This window comes from Parabacteroides sp. 20_3, from assembly GCF_964238835.1.
GTDB classification, from domain to species: domain Bacteria; phylum Bacteroidota; class Bacteroidia; order Bacteroidales; family Tannerellaceae; genus Parabacteroides; species Parabacteroides distasonis.
The window spans coordinates 1-16,962 of sequence record NZ_CAXSNO010000017.1 but is presented as its reverse complement, the minus strand read 5'-3'; the positions used below and the strand labels follow the sequence as shown (position 1 = coordinate 16,962).

General features: G+C 44.3%; 16 protein-coding genes and 3 pseudogenes. 17 read left to right on the top strand and 2 right to left on the bottom strand.

Going from position 1 to position 16,962, the window contains the following annotated elements; all coding sequences use genetic code 11:
* Window positions 1–375: 375 nt before the first annotated feature.
* Window positions 376–549, bottom strand: a complete 174-nt coding sequence (locus ACESPU_RS21490; protein WP_005859435.1) for a hypothetical protein — start codon at window positions 547–549, stop codon at window positions 376–378.
* Here ACESPU_RS21490 and ACESPU_RS21485 point away from each other — a divergent pair.
* The 5 genes and pseudogenes from ACESPU_RS21485 to ACESPU_RS21465 all read left to right on the top strand — a co-directional run.
* A pseudogene (locus tag ACESPU_RS21485) lies at window positions 547–738 on the top strand (site-specific integrase); the annotation flags it as partial. The gene ACESPU_RS21490 and the pseudogene ACESPU_RS21485 sit on opposite strands and share 3 nt — an antisense overlap.
* 81 nt (window positions 739–819) lie before the next feature.
* Window positions 820–1,437, top strand: coding sequence for an FAD:protein FMN transferase (locus tag ACESPU_RS21480; RefSeq protein ID WP_005825771.1), 618 nt, complete (start codon window positions 820–822; stop codon window positions 1,435–1,437).
* 101 nt (window positions 1,438–1,538) lie between these two features.
* Complete coding sequence (locus ACESPU_RS21475) at window positions 1,539–1,775, top strand: hypothetical protein (RefSeq protein ID WP_010185707.1); 237 nt, start codon at window positions 1,539–1,541, stop codon at window positions 1,773–1,775.
* Between the two features lie 310 nt (window positions 1,776–2,085).
* A complete protein-coding gene (locus tag ACESPU_RS21470; protein ID WP_005859437.1) occupies window positions 2,086–2,391 on the top strand; it encodes a hypothetical protein in 306 nt (101 codons plus the stop codon).
* 191 nt (window positions 2,392–2,582) lie between these two features.
* Window positions 2,583–4,036: pseudogene (locus ACESPU_RS21465) on the top strand (IS1182 family transposase).
* Window positions 4,037–4,177: 141 nt separating this feature from the next.
* Here the strand turns inward: ACESPU_RS21465 and ACESPU_RS21460 are convergent.
* The gene (locus ACESPU_RS21460; protein WP_151881457.1) at window positions 4,178–4,453 is read right to left on the bottom strand and encodes a hypothetical protein; all 276 of its coding nucleotides are present in this window, start codon (window positions 4,451–4,453) and stop codon (window positions 4,178–4,180) included.
* A gap of 794 nt (window positions 4,454–5,247) precedes the next feature.
* On the opposite strand from ACESPU_RS21460, the gene ACESPU_RS21455 reads away from it, so the two are divergent.
* The 12 genes and pseudogenes from ACESPU_RS21455 to ACESPU_RS21400 all read left to right on the top strand — a co-directional run.
* Window positions 5,248–5,457 carry a hypothetical protein gene (locus tag ACESPU_RS21455; protein WP_005654431.1) on the top strand — a complete coding sequence of 70 codons (210 nt, stop codon included), beginning with the start codon at window positions 5,248–5,250 and terminating at the stop codon, window positions 5,455–5,457.
* 160 nt (window positions 5,458–5,617) lie between these two features.
* Window positions 5,618–6,070: a ferritin-like domain-containing protein gene (locus ACESPU_RS21450; protein WP_008777875.1), complete on the top strand. Its 453-nt coding sequence runs from the start codon at window positions 5,618–5,620 to the stop codon at window positions 6,068–6,070.
* A gap of 102 nt (window positions 6,071–6,172) precedes the next feature.
* Entirely contained in the window at window positions 6,173–6,820 is a 648-nt protein-coding gene (locus ACESPU_RS21445) for a MarC family protein (protein ID WP_005851956.1), read from the top strand.
* A 50-nt stretch (window positions 6,821–6,870) separates the two neighbouring features.
* Window positions 6,871–7,353 (top strand): ferritin, encoded by a 483-nt coding sequence (locus ACESPU_RS21440; RefSeq protein WP_005859444.1) that lies wholly within the window; start codon window positions 6,871–6,873, stop codon window positions 7,351–7,353.
* A gap of 28 nt (window positions 7,354–7,381) precedes the next feature.
* Window positions 7,382–8,431, top strand: a complete 1,050-nt coding sequence (locus tag ACESPU_RS21435) for a class I fructose-bisphosphate aldolase (RefSeq protein WP_005825795.1) — start codon at window positions 7,382–7,384, stop codon at window positions 8,429–8,431.
* Between the two features lie 13 nt (window positions 8,432–8,444).
* Complete coding sequence (gene gpmA, locus ACESPU_RS21430; protein WP_005654449.1) at window positions 8,445–9,194, top strand: 2,3-diphosphoglycerate-dependent phosphoglycerate mutase; 750 nt, start codon at window positions 8,445–8,447, stop codon at window positions 9,192–9,194.
* 76 nt (window positions 9,195–9,270) lie between these two features.
* Window positions 9,271–9,699, top strand: a complete 429-nt coding sequence (locus tag ACESPU_RS21425) for an Hsp20/alpha crystallin family protein (RefSeq protein WP_005851963.1) — start codon at window positions 9,271–9,273, stop codon at window positions 9,697–9,699.
* A gap of 101 nt (window positions 9,700–9,800) precedes the next feature.
* Window positions 9,801–10,296: pseudogene (locus ACESPU_RS21420) on the top strand (RNA polymerase sigma factor).
* Window positions 10,297–10,318: 22 nt separating this feature from the next.
* Window positions 10,319–11,305 (top strand): 6-phosphofructokinase, encoded by a 987-nt coding sequence (gene pfkA / locus ACESPU_RS21415; RefSeq protein ID WP_009276875.1) that lies wholly within the window; start codon window positions 10,319–10,321, stop codon window positions 11,303–11,305.
* Window positions 11,306–11,318: 13 nt separating this feature from the next.
* Window positions 11,319–13,565 carry a cation:proton antiporter gene (locus ACESPU_RS21410; protein ID WP_009276876.1) on the top strand — a complete coding sequence of 749 codons (2,247 nt, stop codon included), beginning with the start codon at window positions 11,319–11,321 and terminating at the stop codon, window positions 13,563–13,565.
* Between the two features lie 22 nt (window positions 13,566–13,587).
* Window positions 13,588–16,146 carry an alpha-glucan family phosphorylase gene (gene glgP / locus ACESPU_RS21405; protein ID WP_009276877.1) on the top strand — a complete coding sequence of 853 codons (2,559 nt, stop codon included), beginning with the start codon at window positions 13,588–13,590 and terminating at the stop codon, window positions 16,144–16,146.
* 16 nt (window positions 16,147–16,162) lie between these two features.
* Window positions 16,163–16,962, top strand: an 800-nt coding sequence (locus tag ACESPU_RS21400; protein ID WP_195284202.1) for an arginase family protein, incomplete at its 3' end; no start/stop codon positions are given.

Here is a 16,962-nt window from a genome sequence, read left to right as displayed (position 1 = left end):
AAGGTTTTCAAGTGAGAAAAACAAAATATCCTTAGGCTTTATCTCCTAAAAACTACCAGTAATGGGGGGCTGGAAAACAATCCTCCTTTTGAAGATATTTCTCTTCTTTTATGTACATATCCGCGTATGCTTTGCGGAACAAATGTCTTTTTCTATTATTAATATTCATCATTTCCTTTTTTGCCAAACGCATCTTACTATCAGGTCTGTCCTTTTTTCTATAGTTGTGTCCCTGGCATAAGACTGTCCTGCCGGGTTACGGGTATGGAAGTGTTCCTCTTCCCCTTTGTCTGGCGGTTGCATCTCAAAGGTTCATCCCGGGCAAGGCAGCCGGTAACACAAGCAGGGCGGTCCGTCGGAGTCCACGTAATAATTTCACATTTTCTGTGTTTCTTTCTGTAAGGCTTCCTTCAGCGTCTGCTTGTCCAGTGTTTTCTGTTTCGACATGAGCAGCTGCAGGGCGCAACGGCGCACCACGTTGGTTATGGAAGGAAAGGTAAAAATAATAAAAGAATTGATTCGCTTCAATAAAAATCCAGTTTTTTTCATATCGGACATTATACCTTTGTTGTTTCGGGTATATTAAAAGGCGTGCCATAAGAAACTTTACAAAAGTATTAGGACACAAAATCAATCTTTTCTATGCAGATATATGCTGAACTGATTAACCCAAAGGTCGGAGAAGATACGGACAAAATTTTCGATAAGATTAGTTTCATATATCGCTTAGCTAATTAGAAATGTATTCTACATAGAGATACACTTGGCACAAAAAACATCGTAAGATATATAACTTGATGCAATCCTTTCCGCACAGCCATGCAAGCGTCGGAACAAACAGGCGGGATATTTGACGTAACTTGTGCACCGCTTATCAACCTGTGGGGATTTGGCTTTACAAAGTTTGACAGCATCACTCCGCAACTCGTAGACAGTATCCGCCACTTTGTAGGCTTCCGAAAAGTGCGTTTACAGGGCAACCGTGTGATGAAAGACGATCCCCGCATCCTGCTCAATTTCTCGGTGCTCGGCGGCGGTACTATCTGTAACATAATCGCGTGTTTGTTCGACCGCAAAGGCATATCGAACTATATGATAGACATCGGCGGCGAAATGATAGCGAAAGGAAAGAACCCGCAAGGGTGGAATTGGTGCATTGGCATTGTCAGACCGAAGGATGACAGTACCGGAACAAACTCCGAGCTTGAACAAATTGTGCAACTGTCGGAACGGCTGGGACTCGCAACTTCCGGCAACTACCGTAATTTCTATCTGAAAGATGGAAGGAAATACGCTCATGCCATCAATCCGATAACAGGATATCCGGTTCAAAAGGATATATTGAGTGCTACAATTATTGCCCATCAGTGCATGCTTGCTGATGCCTATGCAACGGCCTTTATGACGTTGGGGAGCCGCAAAGCCCGTCAGTTGTAGAAAGAGCATCCGGAAATTGACAATTTCATTATCTATACGGACAGTTGCGGAAACTACCGGACAGAGTACTCGCCGCGAATGAAAAGGTATCTGGCAGATTAATGTTTTCTATATTCCTGCGGAGTAGAGCCGGTGAACCGTTTAAAGAATTGGGTGAAGAACGCCGTATTTTCAAATCCCAGCGAATGGGCCATCTCCTTTACGAACATATACGCAATTACTTCGGCGTGAAAGTGACAAAGGGAGTCGCTTTCCAGTTTATGGTGAACAACCTGTTGAGCAAGGAGTGCGGCTATCGTTCGATAACATTCATGGTGAAATTGGATATTACTTTTTAACAGTAGAAGGATAATAACCAGGAGCCGTAATGGAGAGATTACTTTCGTTACGACTCCTTTCGCATGCCGTCTGCATGATTTTAACGTCTCAACTCTCTTATTCACAGTCGTTAGACCATGTGTGGCCATGTGTATCGCATTCCACATCATTGTAGAAAAAATGCCCATCAGACATTTGCATTATGCAATATGAATAATTCATAAGGGTCTGTTTTACAGCAATATGATAAATATCCATTTATTTGGCACGGTGATTGTCTATTCTTTAGCGTAAGACGATAAGATGTTTAACAATTTAATAATTAGCATTATGAAAAAGGTATTGTTTGCAGTAGCACTGGTAATGGGATTAGGTAGTTCAGTAGCATTCGCTAACAACATGGCATCAGATGTTGAAATCGTTGCAATGGTGAACGAGTTTAAACCGATTGATATAAAGGAACTCCCGCAGGCAGTTCAGGACGCCATCAAGAAAGACTATGCTGAATCCACCATTAAGGAAGCAGCCGTAGAAGTGGCAGAAGATGGCGTAAAGACTTATAAAGTAACTTTGGTTGATGCCGTCGGAACCGAAAGCGTTGTGTTTTTCAACGAAAAAGGTGAAATGCTGAAATAATTCTGAATGGTTATTTAGGATAACAGTTACATTTGCACATAAAATAAACAAGGCTGTCTCAAATAAACTTTGGGATGGCCTTTTTTGTGTCTGCAAAAAATCGGGTAAGCCCTAACTTCGCTCAGCCAGAACTTGCCCATCTCCCTAATTTTTTTGTATCTTAGGGCATCAAGTAAGATATCCCAAAGATAATGTTTAAAAGTTACACATCCAACGATAATCTGCTTTTACCTCCATGTTTAGGCGATTTTATTCCCCGGAACGATCCGGTCCGGGTTGTTCACCGCATCATTGAACAGATAAACCTTGAAGCACTTTACCGTAAGTATTCCCCTAAAGGCTGTTCTGCGTACCACCCACGCATGATGCTTCAGATTCTTGTCTATGCATTTGCGTAATATCTATTCCAGCCGTCGCATAGAAGAGTTCTGTCGTAATGACATACGCTTCATGTGGCTTACCGGCAATGTAACTCCTGACCATAATACCATCAACCGTTTCCGCAGCAGCCGGCTAAAGGATGTGCTGAAGACGATATTTGCAACCATTGTAAAGTTTCTCGTGGCGGAAGGTTTTGTAAGTCTGGATGTGGCCTGTACTGACGGGACGAAGATGGAGGTGAACGCCAACCGTTATACGTTCGTCTGGGGGGCAAATCTATACATACCCGCATATCCAGAATCGCGGAACAGCTTGAGGAGATATGGCAATACGCCGAGTCCCTCACCAAGCAGGAACTGCGTGATTCCGCTCCGGTTGCCTATCAGGATATCACCCCGGAGAAAGTGGAAAAGGCACTCGGGCAGATAGATGATGCCCTGAATGGAGTGGATGCTGACAAGAAGATGAAAGCGAAGGTAAGACGTGTAAGGAAGTCATGGCCTGAACAGCTCAAGAAATATGAATCGCAGGGAAAGATACTTGACGGACGTAACAGCTACTCAAAGACAGACAATGATGCTACTTTCATGCGCATGAAAGATGACCATATGAAGAACAGACAACTCAAACCCGGATACAATCCCCAGTTCAGTACCAATAAACAGTTCATTCTGAACTATACCATCCATCAGTGTTGGGCGATACCTCCACCTATCCTCTGCATATGGATGATTTCCATTCCCTCTACGGCAGATACCCTGACGTGTCTGTCTGTGATGCCGGATACGGAAGTGAAGAGAACTATCTGTATGCTTTCAGACATGGCATTGAAACCTTTATAAAGTACAATTATTTTCATAACGAAGAAACCGACGGCATGTATTGTCCTACGGGACAGAGAATGGAAAGACTCTCCGATGCAAGGCGGGTAACAAACAACGGTTTTGTGCAGACCATATCAAGATACAAGGCACGTAACTATAAGGGCTGCCCGTTAAGATGCCGGTGCTACAGAAGCCGCTCGGAAAGGATTGTACAGGTAAATCACCGTCTGAGGAAAATCAAGGAAAGAGAACGTGAAAAGCTACTCTCTGATGAAGGTCTGAAATATCGCAGTCAGCGACCACAGGATGTGGAAGCCGTATTTGGAAACCTCAAGAACAACAAGCACTTCAAGAGGTTCCATCTTCGTGGATTTAAGAAGGTTGAAATTGAGTTCGCCCTGCTAGCCATAGCATATAATCTTGCAAAAGTAGCCTCTTAGGAGGCTTATGGCAACGAAAAAGCAGTTTGAAAGGATGAAATCTTCAAAAGTAAGTTTGTAAACACCTCTTTTGAGACAGCCTCTCCTTTTTTAGTAAATTTGTATCTGTCTAATTTTTAAGCCCCTATATCCATACTCAATCTAACCAAACATCGCATGAAGTGGTACTGCTTCATCCAAATGCAACTGATAGGCACGTTCGTACATTATTTTGTGCTTGATTGTATCGTTATATCCATTGCAGCCATTATCTGTAGTCCATTTGTATCCATGACCCATTACAGACAGGCGTTGTTCAGTATGACTTATTTTTCCTCCCTGGTGTTTTTTATGGAGTATGCATTGTGCATTTTGCGGCACCGGCCAAATATCCGGATAGAGGCATAAACCGTGCACGATGGAAATATATTTTTTCATTCTACGGTTTGTGGGCTCCGTGACCATTTTCCCTTATATGTTAACCTATATGTATTGGGATACGAATATTGTCCATGCCATTATCCTCCTTTACATTTTTATTATTGTCAAATAGATAAGATACTCACGGAAGAGTGGGTTATGGCCTATACTGCCTGCGGCATCATGGTCTGTTTTTCTGCTTGTACTATATAGAGCTTAATGTACAGCTTGAGGATTTCAAAAAAATTGTGACGGGCTTTGGCAGGCAGTAATTCTAAGACTTTTAATGAAGAAAAATTAAGCCACCCCTTAAAAAAGGAGATATTTCCTTTGAAAGAATTCATTTCTTTTATTACATTTGTATTAGTCTTTTAAAAATAGAAGATTTATAGTAAAGCGTTAAGGCATTATCCAAGTTCAGGAAATCCCCAATTTCGAAACAACAATTGGATAATACATTGGACGCTCCACGTACTATTTATATAGATTTTTGTTATATATAGGCGTGGGGCTTTGTGTATTATATGTTGTTGAGTATGGGGATACTTCTGAACGGTAATACCAAAGTTCCCACGCTTAACTTTATATAAACACAACTCCAGGGAACAGGGTTGGCTTATTATAAACATTATGAAAGCAACTTGTTTTAAAAGCGAGACAACTGTCTCCAACGACTTCCCCCCCTTCGTTTGTTACTGTCTTTTGTGGAATATTCTATCCTTTCATTTCCATCCTGTCTCTTTCGGGACATACCGTTCATTATCATAATCATACAAATTACATGCCAAGACACTTTTCTGCCTTCTCCTTCTATGGTACTAGATAATAGTAACTCCCCCTGTCACACAGAGGAAGAACTTTGGTTGCAGGTACTTTCTCTATCAAGAGAGTTGCAGGACTGTAAAGCTAGTCTGCACCATAATACTTTGGACTGTATTTCCGATAAGATTGAAGGAATAGAAAGAGAACTGGATATCTTATTGGATATTCTGCAAGGAAGACAAGACAAAAAGACACCATAGCACTATTTTTTGTGACAATTTGTCTATGCGGATAAGTATCCTATTATTTAAGCCTCGTTTAAGAATTCCGTTTTATGGGTTACCCACAATCGAATGGAATTTTTATATACAGGGAATAACACATAATATTAGTAATGGATTTTCAATATTCAGAGTGATAATGGATAAACGAATAGAAAACGCCATGAATGAGTTGATCAATACAGAAATATGGTCAACCGGTTTATACCTGTCATTGCAGGTCTATTTTGAAGATGAACGGCTTCCAATACTTAGCTCCTGGCTAAACTCCCAAGCACAGGACAATATGAACAAGGTTTATCAGATGATGAATCGGATATGCCATGATGGAGGATGTGTTGCAATCAATGAAATGAAACGGGATACACATGAATGGACAACGCCATTGAATGCCCTGAATGAATTGCTTGAACACGAGCAGTACATATCATGTCAGGTAAACACATTTCTCATATTATGCCGGAATGTGAACATGTCCTTCCATTCTTTCATCAGCGGGCTGTATGCAGACCGTATATATGTAAGTACGGTATTTATGGAATTATTACGTATCCTCGCCAAGGAAAACGAACGGAGACTACCTTATTTTTGACGGTATGGATTTAAGATTGATATTCTGCAAAATTTAATATTGCAGAATGCTATCTGGTATGTTTTTTGCGATATAATAATCGACAATAAAATATATGTCATCATGGATATATTTGTATATATAACATTGTGTTTCACTTCGCTATTCACCTTGATGGACCCGCTTGGAGTGATGCCGGTATTCCTGCAAATGACTGATGGAATGGATACGAAAGAACGCAGATGTATCGCCTTGAAAGCATGTACCATTGCATTTATCATATTAGTCCTTTTTACATTATCGGGCAGGTTCCTGTTTCATTTTTTCGGTATCTCAACAGACGGATTCCGGATTGTGGGAGGTATCATCATCTTTAAAATCGGATATGATATGTTGCAGGCACATTTCACCCATGTGAAACTGAATGAAACTGAACGAAAAGAATATTCCAAAGATATAACCATCACACCTCTTGCCATTCCGATGTTATGCGGTCCGGGAGCGATTTCCAGTGGAATAACATTGATGGAAGATGCTTCGGAATATACTTTCAAAATAGTATTGCTTGGCGTAATCGCTTTGGTCTGCATTCTTTCATTCTTTATTCTGTGCGCGTCCACCCAGCTTTTAAAAATCTTGGGAGAGACGGGAAACAATGTAATGATGAGACTGATGGGACTTATTCTGATGGTGATCGCCGTGGAATGTTTTATCAGCGGGATACGTCCGGTATTAATTGAAATTTTGAAACAAGCCCATGCTTGTTCTTAAAGAAGAGAGATAATTTGGATTTATTATTAACATTAAAAGTTTGATTCGTCATGACTGAAAAATTGCAAAATGCCCTGAATGAGCAAATCACAGCAGAATTATGGTCTGCCAACCTGTATTTATCGATGTCTTTTTATCTGGAAAGAGAGGGCTTTTCCGGAATGGCTCGCTGGATGCAGAAACAATCTGCAGAAGAGATCGGGCATGCATATGCCATTGCTGAGTACATGATTAAGCGTGAGGCAACCCCGAAAGTGGACAAGGTCGATGTGGTTCCACAAGGTTGGGGTAACCCTGTTGAAGTATTCGAACATGCTTTGGAGCATGAAAAACATGTTTCCAAACTGATTGATGAATTGGTACAGGTAGCATCCGAAGAGAAAGACAATGCCACTCAGAACTTCTTGTGGCAATTTGTTCGTGAGCAGGTAGAAGAAGAAGCGAATGTACTCAATATTGTTAGTCGGCTAAGGAAAGCCGGAGACAGTGCTATCCTTTTTATGGATGCAAAACTGGGTGAACGGGAGTCATAAACCAGAATAATCAATAAAAATAAATAAGATGAAAATAGTAGATTTATTGGGAGGACAGGCTGAGTACTACCTGAACCATACATGTAAGACGATAGACAAACAACTTATCCATATTCCGGGACCGGATATGATAGATAAGGTATGGATGAATTCCGACAGGAATATACGCACCTTGGAGAGCCTGCAAGCCCTGTACGGGCACGGGCGTCTGGCCAATACCGGGTATGTCTCCATCCTGCCGGTGGATCAGGGGATAGAACATTCTGCAGGAGCGTCTTTCGCCCCCAATCCGCTTTATTTCGATCCCGAAAACATCATAAAGCTGGCCATTGAAGGAGGATGCAACGCCGTGGCATCCACATTCGGAGTTCTGGGAGCTGTGGCACGTAAGTACGCCCATAAGATTCCTTTCATCGTGAAGTTGAACCATAACGAGCTGTTGACTTATCCGAACAGCTACGACCAGGTAATGTTCGGTACGGTAAAAGAGGCATGGAACATGGGTGCTGTAGCTGTCGGCGCTACCATTTATTTCGGTTCGGAACAAAGCCGCCGCCAGATAGTGGAAGTGTCACAGGCTTTTGAATATGCCCACGAACTGGGAATGGCTACTATTTTATGGTGCTATTTGAGAAACAGCAGCTTCAAAAAGGATGAAACCGACTATCATGCCGCTGCCGATTTAACAGGACAAGCCAACCATATCGGGGTTACCATCAAAGCCGATATCGTGAAGCAGAAGCTCCCATCCAATAACGGCGGTTTCAAGGCTATCGGATTCGGAAAGACAAACGAGCGTATGTATTCGGAACTGACCACTGACCATCCGATAGACCTTTGCCGTTATCAGGTGGCGAATGGCTATATGGGACGTGTCGGATTGATCAACTCGGGCGGTGAATCCCATGGGGAATCCGACCTGCATGATGCCGTCGTAACGGCAGTAGTAAACAAGCGTGCAGGTGGTATGGGGCTGATCAGCGGTCGTAAGGCTTTCCAGAAACCGATGAAAGACGGAGTTCAACTTCTGAACACCATTCAGGACGTATATCTGGATTCTTCAATAACCATTGCATAAAGGAGAAGTATCCATGAAAAGAATAGTGTTATTACGTCATGGCGAAAGCCTATGGAACAAAGAAAACCGTTTTACCGGATGGACGGACGTGGATTTAAGCGAGAAAGGAGTCGAAGAAGCCTGCAAGGCAGGCGATGCATTACGGGAGGCCGGATTTTCTTTTGAGGCAGCTTACACTTCTTACTTGAAACGTGCCGTAAAAACGTTGAACTGTGTCCTGGACCGGCTGGATGAAGACTGGATTCCGGTTGAAAAGACCTGGCGGCTGAACGAGAAGCATTACGGCATGCTTCAAGGACTGAATAAGAGTGAGACGGCGGTCCAATATGGTGAAGAACAAGTACACATCTGGCGAAGAAGCTATGACGTGGCTCCCGCTCCGGTAGGCAAAGATGATCCCCGTAATCCGGGCATGGATATCCGCTATGCCGGTGTGCCAGATAGGGAACTTCCCCGTACGGAATCCCTGAAAGATGCTATTGGGCGTGTCATGCCTTACTGGGAATGCATCATCTTTCCCGCATTGATGTATAAGGACAGCCTGCTGGTAGTCGCCCATGGCAACAGCCTGCGCGGAATCATCAAGCATCTCAAAGGGATTTCCGATACGGATATTTCCAACCTGAACCTGCCTACGGCGGTTCCTTATGTCTTTGAATTTGACGACAGGCTGGTTCTTGTCAAGGACTACTACCTTGGAAACCCGGAAGAGATACGGAAACGGACAAAGGCTGTAGCCGAACAAGGTATGATCAGACGATAAAAGTCAGTCAATCAGACTGGATTGTATTGTCTTTTTGAATATTTTATTTATTAACAATTTAAAAAAGGAGGTAAAAATGGTACCTGTAAAAACAAACTCAAACTGGTTGCCGAGTATTTTTAACGATTTCTTCGAGAATGAGTGGCTGGCAAAAACGGGAGTTACGGCTCCTGCCATCAATGTCATTGAGAATGACAAGGACTACAAGGTTGAAATGGCGGCTCCCGGAATGACAAAGGATGATTTCAAGGTGAATGTTGACGAGAACAACAACCTGACAATCTGCATGGAAAAGAAAGAAGAGAAGAAGGAGGAGAAGAAAGACAAGAAGTATCTCCGCCGCGAATTCTCATATTCCAAGTTCCAGCAGACCATCCTGCTGCCTGAAAATGTGGAGAAGGATAAGATCTCCGCAAAAGTCGAACACGGGATTCTGTCCATTGAAATCCCGAAAATGAAGGAGGAAGAAAAACAAAAAACTTCCAAGGCTATCGAGGTTAAATAATTCCAGATCTGGAATGTCGTAAGGTCGGACAGGCTTTTCTTGTTCGGAAAAGCCGTCCGACCTTTAACAGACACTTCCGGAACAGGGAACCGGCACAACCGATGAAGGAATTCAATTTTGAAAAAGAACTACTTGGCGTACAGGACGAACTGTTCCGTTTTGCGTACAAACTGACAGCTAACAGGGAGAAGGCGGAAGACCTGCTGCAGGATACCCTGCTCAAGGCAATGCTTCACAAAGAAAGTTACAACAAGAACACGAATTTAAAGGGTGGCTGTTTATCATCATGCGCAACACGTTTATCAACGGTTACCGGGCGGAGGTCGGTCATACCCGCCTGTACATATCTCCGATCCTGCATATTATTCCCGGATCATGGACGAGTCCCGTACAGAGGAGGTGGACAAGAACTATGACCTGGAAAAGATACGTAATGCCATCAAAAGTGTACCGGAGTCACATTTCATACCTTTTGAGATGTACCTGTCAGGATTCAAATACCGTGAGATAGCGGAAAGAACCGGCGTGAGTTTGGGAACTATAAAGAGCCGTATTTTTCACTGCCGGAAAAAACTGAAAGCTATATTGGCAGAATGAAACAAAACAAGAACTGAGATAGATGAAAAAAGATGAATATATAGGAATTCTGACTTCCGGAGGGGACGCTTCCGGAATGAACGCGGCTATCCGTGCCGTGACCCGCGCCGCTATTTTTAACGGATTTAAAGTGAAAGGAATTTATAGAGGTTACGAGGGGCTGATTGCCGGTGAAGTGAAAGAACTCACTACGGAAGACGTAAGCAGCATTATCCAGAGGGGAGGTACCATACTGAAAACAGCCCGCTCCGAGACTTTCACCACTCCCGAAGGACGCAAGAAAGCTTATGAGATCATACAGAAAGAGAACATCAATGCATTGATAATTATCGGTGGAGACGGTTCCCTGACGGGAGCCCGGATCTTTGCGGAGGAGTATGATGTGACGTGCATAGGATTGCCCGGCACCATTGACAATGATCTGTACGGCACCGATTTTACCATAGGATATGATACGGCCCTGAACACCATCGTGGAGTGTGTGGACAAAATCCGGGATACGGCCACCTCGCACGACCGCATTTTCTTTGTCGAGGTGATGGGGCGTGATGCGGGCTTCCTGGCACAAAACAGCGCAATAGCTTCCGGTGCTGAAGCGGCCATCATTCCGGAAGACCGGACGGATGCGGATCAGCTGGAGACTTTTATCGGACGCGGATTCAGAAAGACGAAAAACAGCAGCATCGTAATTGTGACCGAAAGTCCTGAAAACAAGAATGGAGGTGCCATGTATTACGCCGACCGGGTAAAGAAGGAATATCCCGGGTATGATGTCAGGGTTTCTATCCTGGGCCATCTGCAACGGGGTGGCGCTCCGAGTGCCAATGACCGCATACTGGCAAGCCGGCTGGGTGAAGCCGCAATTCAGGCTTTAATGGAAGACCAGCGGAATGTTATGATAGGCATACGGAACAACGAGATTGTTTATGTTCCTTTTGTCCAGGCAATCAAAAAGGACAAGACTATTGACAAAAGCCTGATCCGGGTCCTTAACGAATTATCGATATAAAATAACCGTCAACATGTCAGAAGTTGCTCCCTTAATATCGGATCTTGCCATAATTCTGATTATTGCCGGTATTGTAACCGTCATTTTTAAGTGGCTGAAGCAACCGGTCATATTGGGTTACATTGTAGCCGGTATTATGGCGGGCCCTTCCGTTTCCCTGGTCCCGACTGTTTCCGATCCTGCCAATATCAAAATATGGGCGGACATCGGTGTCATTTTTCTGCTGTTCGCGATGGGACTGGACTTTTCGTTCAAGAAATTGATAAATGTGGGCATTACGGCTATCGTTGCCACTGTCACTATTGTATGTGGCATGATGTTCATAGGCTATACAGCGGGGAATGCAATGGGGTTCTCCCACATGAGCAGTATTTTTCTGGGTGGAATGTTGTCCATGTCGTCCACGGCCATCGTATTCAAGGCCTTCAATGACATGGGACTTCTCCAACAGAAATTCACTGGCATTGTCTTGGGGATTCTTGTTATCGAAGATCTGGTGGCGGTAGTGATGATGGTTGTTCTTTCCACGTTGGCGGTAGGCAAACATTTTGAAGGGAAGGAGATGCTGGAAAGTATATTGAAGCTGGCCGCTTTCCTGATTTTCTGGTCGGCATTGGGCATCTATCTGATACCTACCCTGCTGAAGAAGATACGCCGTTTCACCAGCAACGAGATTTTATTGATAACCTCTCTGGGACTTTGCCTGGGAATGGTGATGATTGCGACAAAAGCGGGATTTTCTGCCGCATTGGGAGCCTTTGTCATGGGGTCCCTGCTGGCAGAGACCGTTGAAGCGGAAAAAATCGCACATATCGTACAGCCGGTAAAAGACCTGTTCGCTTCCATATTTTTCGTGTCGGTGGGAATGATGATCGATCCTGCCATGATGTGGGAATATGCCGTTCCTATTCTCATCCTGACATTGCTGGTACTGTCCGGCCAGGTCGTGTTCGGGAGCTTTGGTGTCCTGCTTTCCGGCCAGCCGTTGAAAATTGCCATACAATCCGGCTTTTCACTGACACAGGTCGGTGAGTTCGCATTCATCATCGCATCTTTAGGCGTCAGTCTGAATGTCACGGACAAGTATCTCTATCCGGTCATAGTGGCCGTATCTGTCATAACGACTTTTCTTACCCCCTATATGATACGGCTTTCGGAACCGGCATACCGGTTTATAGACATCCACATGCCTGGATTCCTGAAAGATTATCTCGTACACTATACGTCCGGGGCAATGACTGTAAAACACCAGGGTACTTGGCATAAACTGATCCGGTCTATGCTGGTGTCTGTCACACTCTATCTGGTCGTATGCGTTTTTTTCATCACTTTATATTTTTCCTATGTGCATCCTTTGATTAGGAAAAGTCTGCCGGGAATGGAAGGGAACTTGTTGGGCTTCATCATCATCTTTCTTGTCATATCCCCGTTTCTATGGGCCATCATCATGAAAAAGAACAATTCAACCGAGTTCCGTAAACTCTGGACGGACAACAAGTTCAACAGAGGGCCTTTGGTATCAATAGTACTTGTCAAAATACTGATCTGCACGATTATCATGATGAGTATCATTACCCATCTTTTCAATGTTGCCTTGGGAGCCGGGCTGGTAGTCTCTTCCATTATCATTGCCGTCATTTATTTTTCCAAGCGGATCAAGAAACGGTCGCTGACTATAGAGAGACAATTTATGGCAAACTTTCAGGGGACGGACGGGAATGGACTTTCTACAGAAAGTGATACAGGCTCCACCCTTGGCTGCAATATCCCGTTCAAGGAATTACATTTGGCGGATTTCACAGTATCCCCTGATTCCATATATGTGGGCAGAACATTAAAAGAAAGCAGCCTGCGCACCTTGTTTCAGATAAATGTGATTTCAATCACCCGTGGAGAAAAACGCCTGGATATACCACAAGGGGAAGAGCATCTCTATCCATATGACAAGGTTACGGTCGTAGGTACGGACCGGCAGTTGGAAAGCTTCCGGACATCCATGGAGCAAAAGAAGGTAGAAAGGAACGGGAACGGAACATCCTCGCAGGATGAGATGGAAATAGGGCAATTTCCTGTCGAAGGAGGTTCACCATTGATCGGAAAGACGATCCGGGAGGCGGACATATCGGATAGCGTCATTATCGGAATAGAGAGGAGTACCGCGAGTATTATGAATCCAGACCCTGATACAATTTTCAAGGAGAATGATACGGTATGGATTGTCGGTAAACGAAAAATAATAAAAGGACTGAATAAAGATTAGGACTTATTTAATATAAAATGTCATGGAATATTCAAGTTATAATGTAAATACCCCTCAATGGAGGGAGATTACAGTAGGTTCACATCTTCCTGCAGAACTGCGGGAACTTGCAGAAATCGCACATAATCTCTGGTGGACATGGAATGATGACGCAAAGAAACTGTATTGTGATTTGGACCCGGGACTTTGGAAAGAGGTGGAACAGAATCCGGTATTGTTTCTGGAGCGGATGAATTATGAGAAGCTGGTAGCGCTGGCACATGATGAGAACTTTGTCTATAAAATGGATGCCGTCTATTCCGCCTTCAAAAAATACGTCGATGTGGAACCGGACCACCAGCGCCCGTCAATAGCTTATTTCAGCATGGAATACGGCGTGGATGAAGTCCTTAAGATATATTCCGGCGGTTTGGGAATGTTGGCGGGGGATTACCTGAAAGAGGCGTCGGACAGCAATGTGGACCTTTGTGCCATAGGACTTTTGTACCGTTACGGTTATTTTGACCAGTCGCTTTCCATGGACGGCCAGCAGACAGTCAATTATAAAGCGCAGAATTTCGGGCAGCTCCCGATTGAAAAGGTAATGCAACCGGATGGGAAACAACTGGTAATCCACGTCCCCTATGCCGACAGTTTTGTGGTACATGCCAATGTTTGGAAAGCCAGTGTGGGGCGTATCCCCCTTTATCTGCTGGATACGGACAATGAACTCAACAGCGAGTTTGACCGCCCTATCACTCACCATCTGTATGGAGGTGACTGGGAGAATCGGCTAAAACAGGAAATTCTGCTTGGCATAGGCGGGATGATGACGCTGAAAGCTTTGGGTATAACGAAGGATGTATATCACTGTAATGAGGGGCATGCCGCATTGATCAATATCCAGCGGCTTTGTGATTACATAAATGGCGGCTTGAATTTTGGGCAGGCCATGGAGCTGGTACGTGCTTCCTCACTTTATACCGTACATACTCCCGTACCCGCTGGTCATGATTATTTTGACGAAGGGCTTTTCAATAAATATATGAAGGGATATCCTGGCAAGTTGGGTATAACCTGGGATAACCTGATGGATCTCGGGCGTCACAATCCGGGAGACAAGGAGGAACGTTTCTGCATGTCTGTCTTCGCCTGCAAGACCTGCCAGGAGGTAAACGGCGTCAGCAAGTTACATAAATCGGTATCCCAGCAAATGTTTGCGCCGATCTGGAAGGGATACTTCCCGGAAGAGAACCATGTGGGTTATGTAACCAACGGGGTACATCTGCCTACCTGGTGTGCGGCAGAATGGAAAAAGCTTTTCAAGGACAATTTTGATGAGAACTTTTTCTGTGACCAGTCCAATCAGAAAATCTGGGAGGCTGTCTATGGCGTCCCAGATGAAGAGATATGGAATACCCGGTTAAAACAGAAAGCAAAATTGCTGGACTATATCAAAAGCAAATGCAGCAAGGACTGGCTCAGGAGTCAGGTTGATCCGGCATTGAGCGTTTCCATTTTTGAGAGATTCAATCCCGATGCCCTTCTAATAGGTTTCGGACGCCGTTTTGCTACATATAAGAGGGCTCATCTTCTGTTCACGGATATAGACCGACTTGCTAGGATCGTGAATAATCCGAAATATCCGGTACAGTTCATCTTTGCAGGCAAAGCCCATCCCAATGACGGTGCCGGGCAGGGACTGATCAAGCAAATCATGGAAATATCCCGGCGCCCGGAATTTTTAGGTAAAATCATATTCTTGGAGAATTACGACATGGACCTGGCGCGCCATCTTATCTCGGGGGTGGATATCTGGATGAATACCCCTACGCGGTTGGCAGAAGCTTCGGGTACGTCGGGCGAGAAGGCATTGATGAACGGTGTGCTTAATTTCTCCGTGCTGGACGGTTGGTGGTATGAAGGATACCGCAAGGATGCCGGATGGGCACTGACCGATAAAAGTACTTATCAGAATGAACAGTACCAAAACCAGCTGGATGCCGAAGCCATCTATTATTTGTTGGAGCATGACATCCTGCCACTATATTACGAGCATGGGGGGAAGAACTATTCGGGAAACTGGGTCAAGTATATCAAGAACTCAATCGCACAAATCGCTCCCCATTTTACCATGAAAAGACAGTTGGACGACTACTATGACAGGTTCTATAACAAGCTGTCAGAGCATTTCCATATTCTGGCAGCCGACAACTTTGCGAAGGCGAAAATGATGGCTGACTGGAAAGCAAACGTCCGGAGCAGATGGGATGCCATAGAAATCAAATCCATAGAGGCTGGGAATGGGCTGAATGCCACGGTTGAAGCCGGAAAGGAATATGAGGTGACGGTTGTCGTTGATGAGAAAGGCCTGGATGACGCAATCGGAATAGAATCGGTCATTATCAGGCATGAAGGCGGTCAGGATCACATATATGAGGTAATTCCCCTTTCGTCGGTTTCCAAGAATGGGAATTTATATACCTTTAAGGCGACATCCGGCATTTTCAACGCCGGAAGCTTCAAGCAGGCCTTCCGTATGTATCCCAAGAATGCTTTGTTACCTCACCGGCAAGATTTCTGTTATGTACGATGGTTTTAATGAACAGTAAAAGGATATGCAAAAACAACGTATGAGCGGGCAAAATCAAAAAACAGATAAACGGATAGCATGGCCGATCATCATCATGGACTTCACGGGAGTGTATGACTACGAGGCGTTTGCCCGGAACAATAAGTTTATATGGCTGGACTGTCGTCATCTTTATGGTACAGAGGGCTACTGTGACAGGGATGGTACTTTGGCTTTGAAGCGGATGATTGCTGATTATCCGGCGGAGGGAGTCCATTTCATCGATTCAGGCAATTATCATTATTTGACTAAATTCTGGACAGACAAACTCGAAACTCCGTTCTCGCTGATTGTGTTCGACCACCATCCCGATATGCAGCCACCGTTGTTTGACAACATACTTTCTTGCGGAAGTTGGGTAAAGGATATATTGGACCATAACAACAACTGCAAGAAAGTAATTATCGTAGGTGCTTCAGACAAACTGATACAGGCTGTGCCGAAAGGATATGAAAGACAAGTCCGGTTTTACAGTGAAACTACGCTCATGCACGAAGAGGGTTGGCAGGACTTTTCTTCCGGACATATCAACGGGCCGGTTTACATTTCCATAGACAAGGATGTCTTGAATCCGGCTTCGGCAGCAACAAACTGGGATCAAGGTTCTCTCAGCTTATGGGAATTGGAGAAACTGCTGGCTGTTATTCTTCAGAAAGAACAGGTAGTGGGCATTGACATCTGTGGGGAATGCTCCACAACACTCAATCTTTTTGAAGAAAAACGGGAAACCATCATGGATAGCCGGGCAAACAAAGAATTGCTCAGACTTATCCGGTCATCCTCCGG

Coding starts and splice junctions, on each gene's coding strand:
- ACESPU_RS21490 (WP_005859435.1), bottom strand. CDS start 549: ATGAAAAAAACTGGATTTTTATTGAAGCGAATCAATTCTTTTATTATT.
- ACESPU_RS21480 (WP_005825771.1), top strand. CDS start 820: ATGCAAGCGTCGGAACAAACAGGCGGGATATTTGACGTAACTTGTGCA.
- ACESPU_RS21475 (WP_010185707.1), top strand. CDS start 1,539: ATGTTTTCTATATTCCTGCGGAGTAGAGCCGGTGAACCGTTTAAAGAA.
- ACESPU_RS21470 (WP_005859437.1), top strand. CDS start 2,086: ATGAAAAAGGTATTGTTTGCAGTAGCACTGGTAATGGGATTAGGTAGT.
- ACESPU_RS21460 (WP_151881457.1), bottom strand. CDS start 4,453: ATGAAAAAATATATTTCCATCGTGCACGGTTTATGCCTCTATCCGGAT.
- ACESPU_RS21455 (WP_005654431.1), top strand. CDS start 5,248: ATGGTACTAGATAATAGTAACTCCCCCTGTCACACAGAGGAAGAACTT.
- ACESPU_RS21450 (WP_008777875.1), top strand. CDS start 5,618: ATGGATAAACGAATAGAAAACGCCATGAATGAGTTGATCAATACAGAA.
- ACESPU_RS21445 (WP_005851956.1), top strand. CDS start 6,173: ATGGATATATTTGTATATATAACATTGTGTTTCACTTCGCTATTCACC.
- ACESPU_RS21440 (WP_005859444.1), top strand. CDS start 6,871: ATGACTGAAAAATTGCAAAATGCCCTGAATGAGCAAATCACAGCAGAA.
- ACESPU_RS21435 (WP_005825795.1), top strand. CDS start 7,382: ATGAAAATAGTAGATTTATTGGGAGGACAGGCTGAGTACTACCTGAAC.
- gpmA (WP_005654449.1), top strand. CDS start 8,445: ATGAAAAGAATAGTGTTATTACGTCATGGCGAAAGCCTATGGAACAAA.
- ACESPU_RS21425 (WP_005851963.1), top strand. CDS start 9,271: ATGGTACCTGTAAAAACAAACTCAAACTGGTTGCCGAGTATTTTTAAC.
- pfkA (WP_009276875.1), top strand. CDS start 10,319: ATGAAAAAAGATGAATATATAGGAATTCTGACTTCCGGAGGGGACGCT.
- ACESPU_RS21410 (WP_009276876.1), top strand. CDS start 11,319: ATGTCAGAAGTTGCTCCCTTAATATCGGATCTTGCCATAATTCTGATT.
- glgP (WP_009276877.1), top strand. CDS start 13,588: ATGGAATATTCAAGTTATAATGTAAATACCCCTCAATGGAGGGAGATT.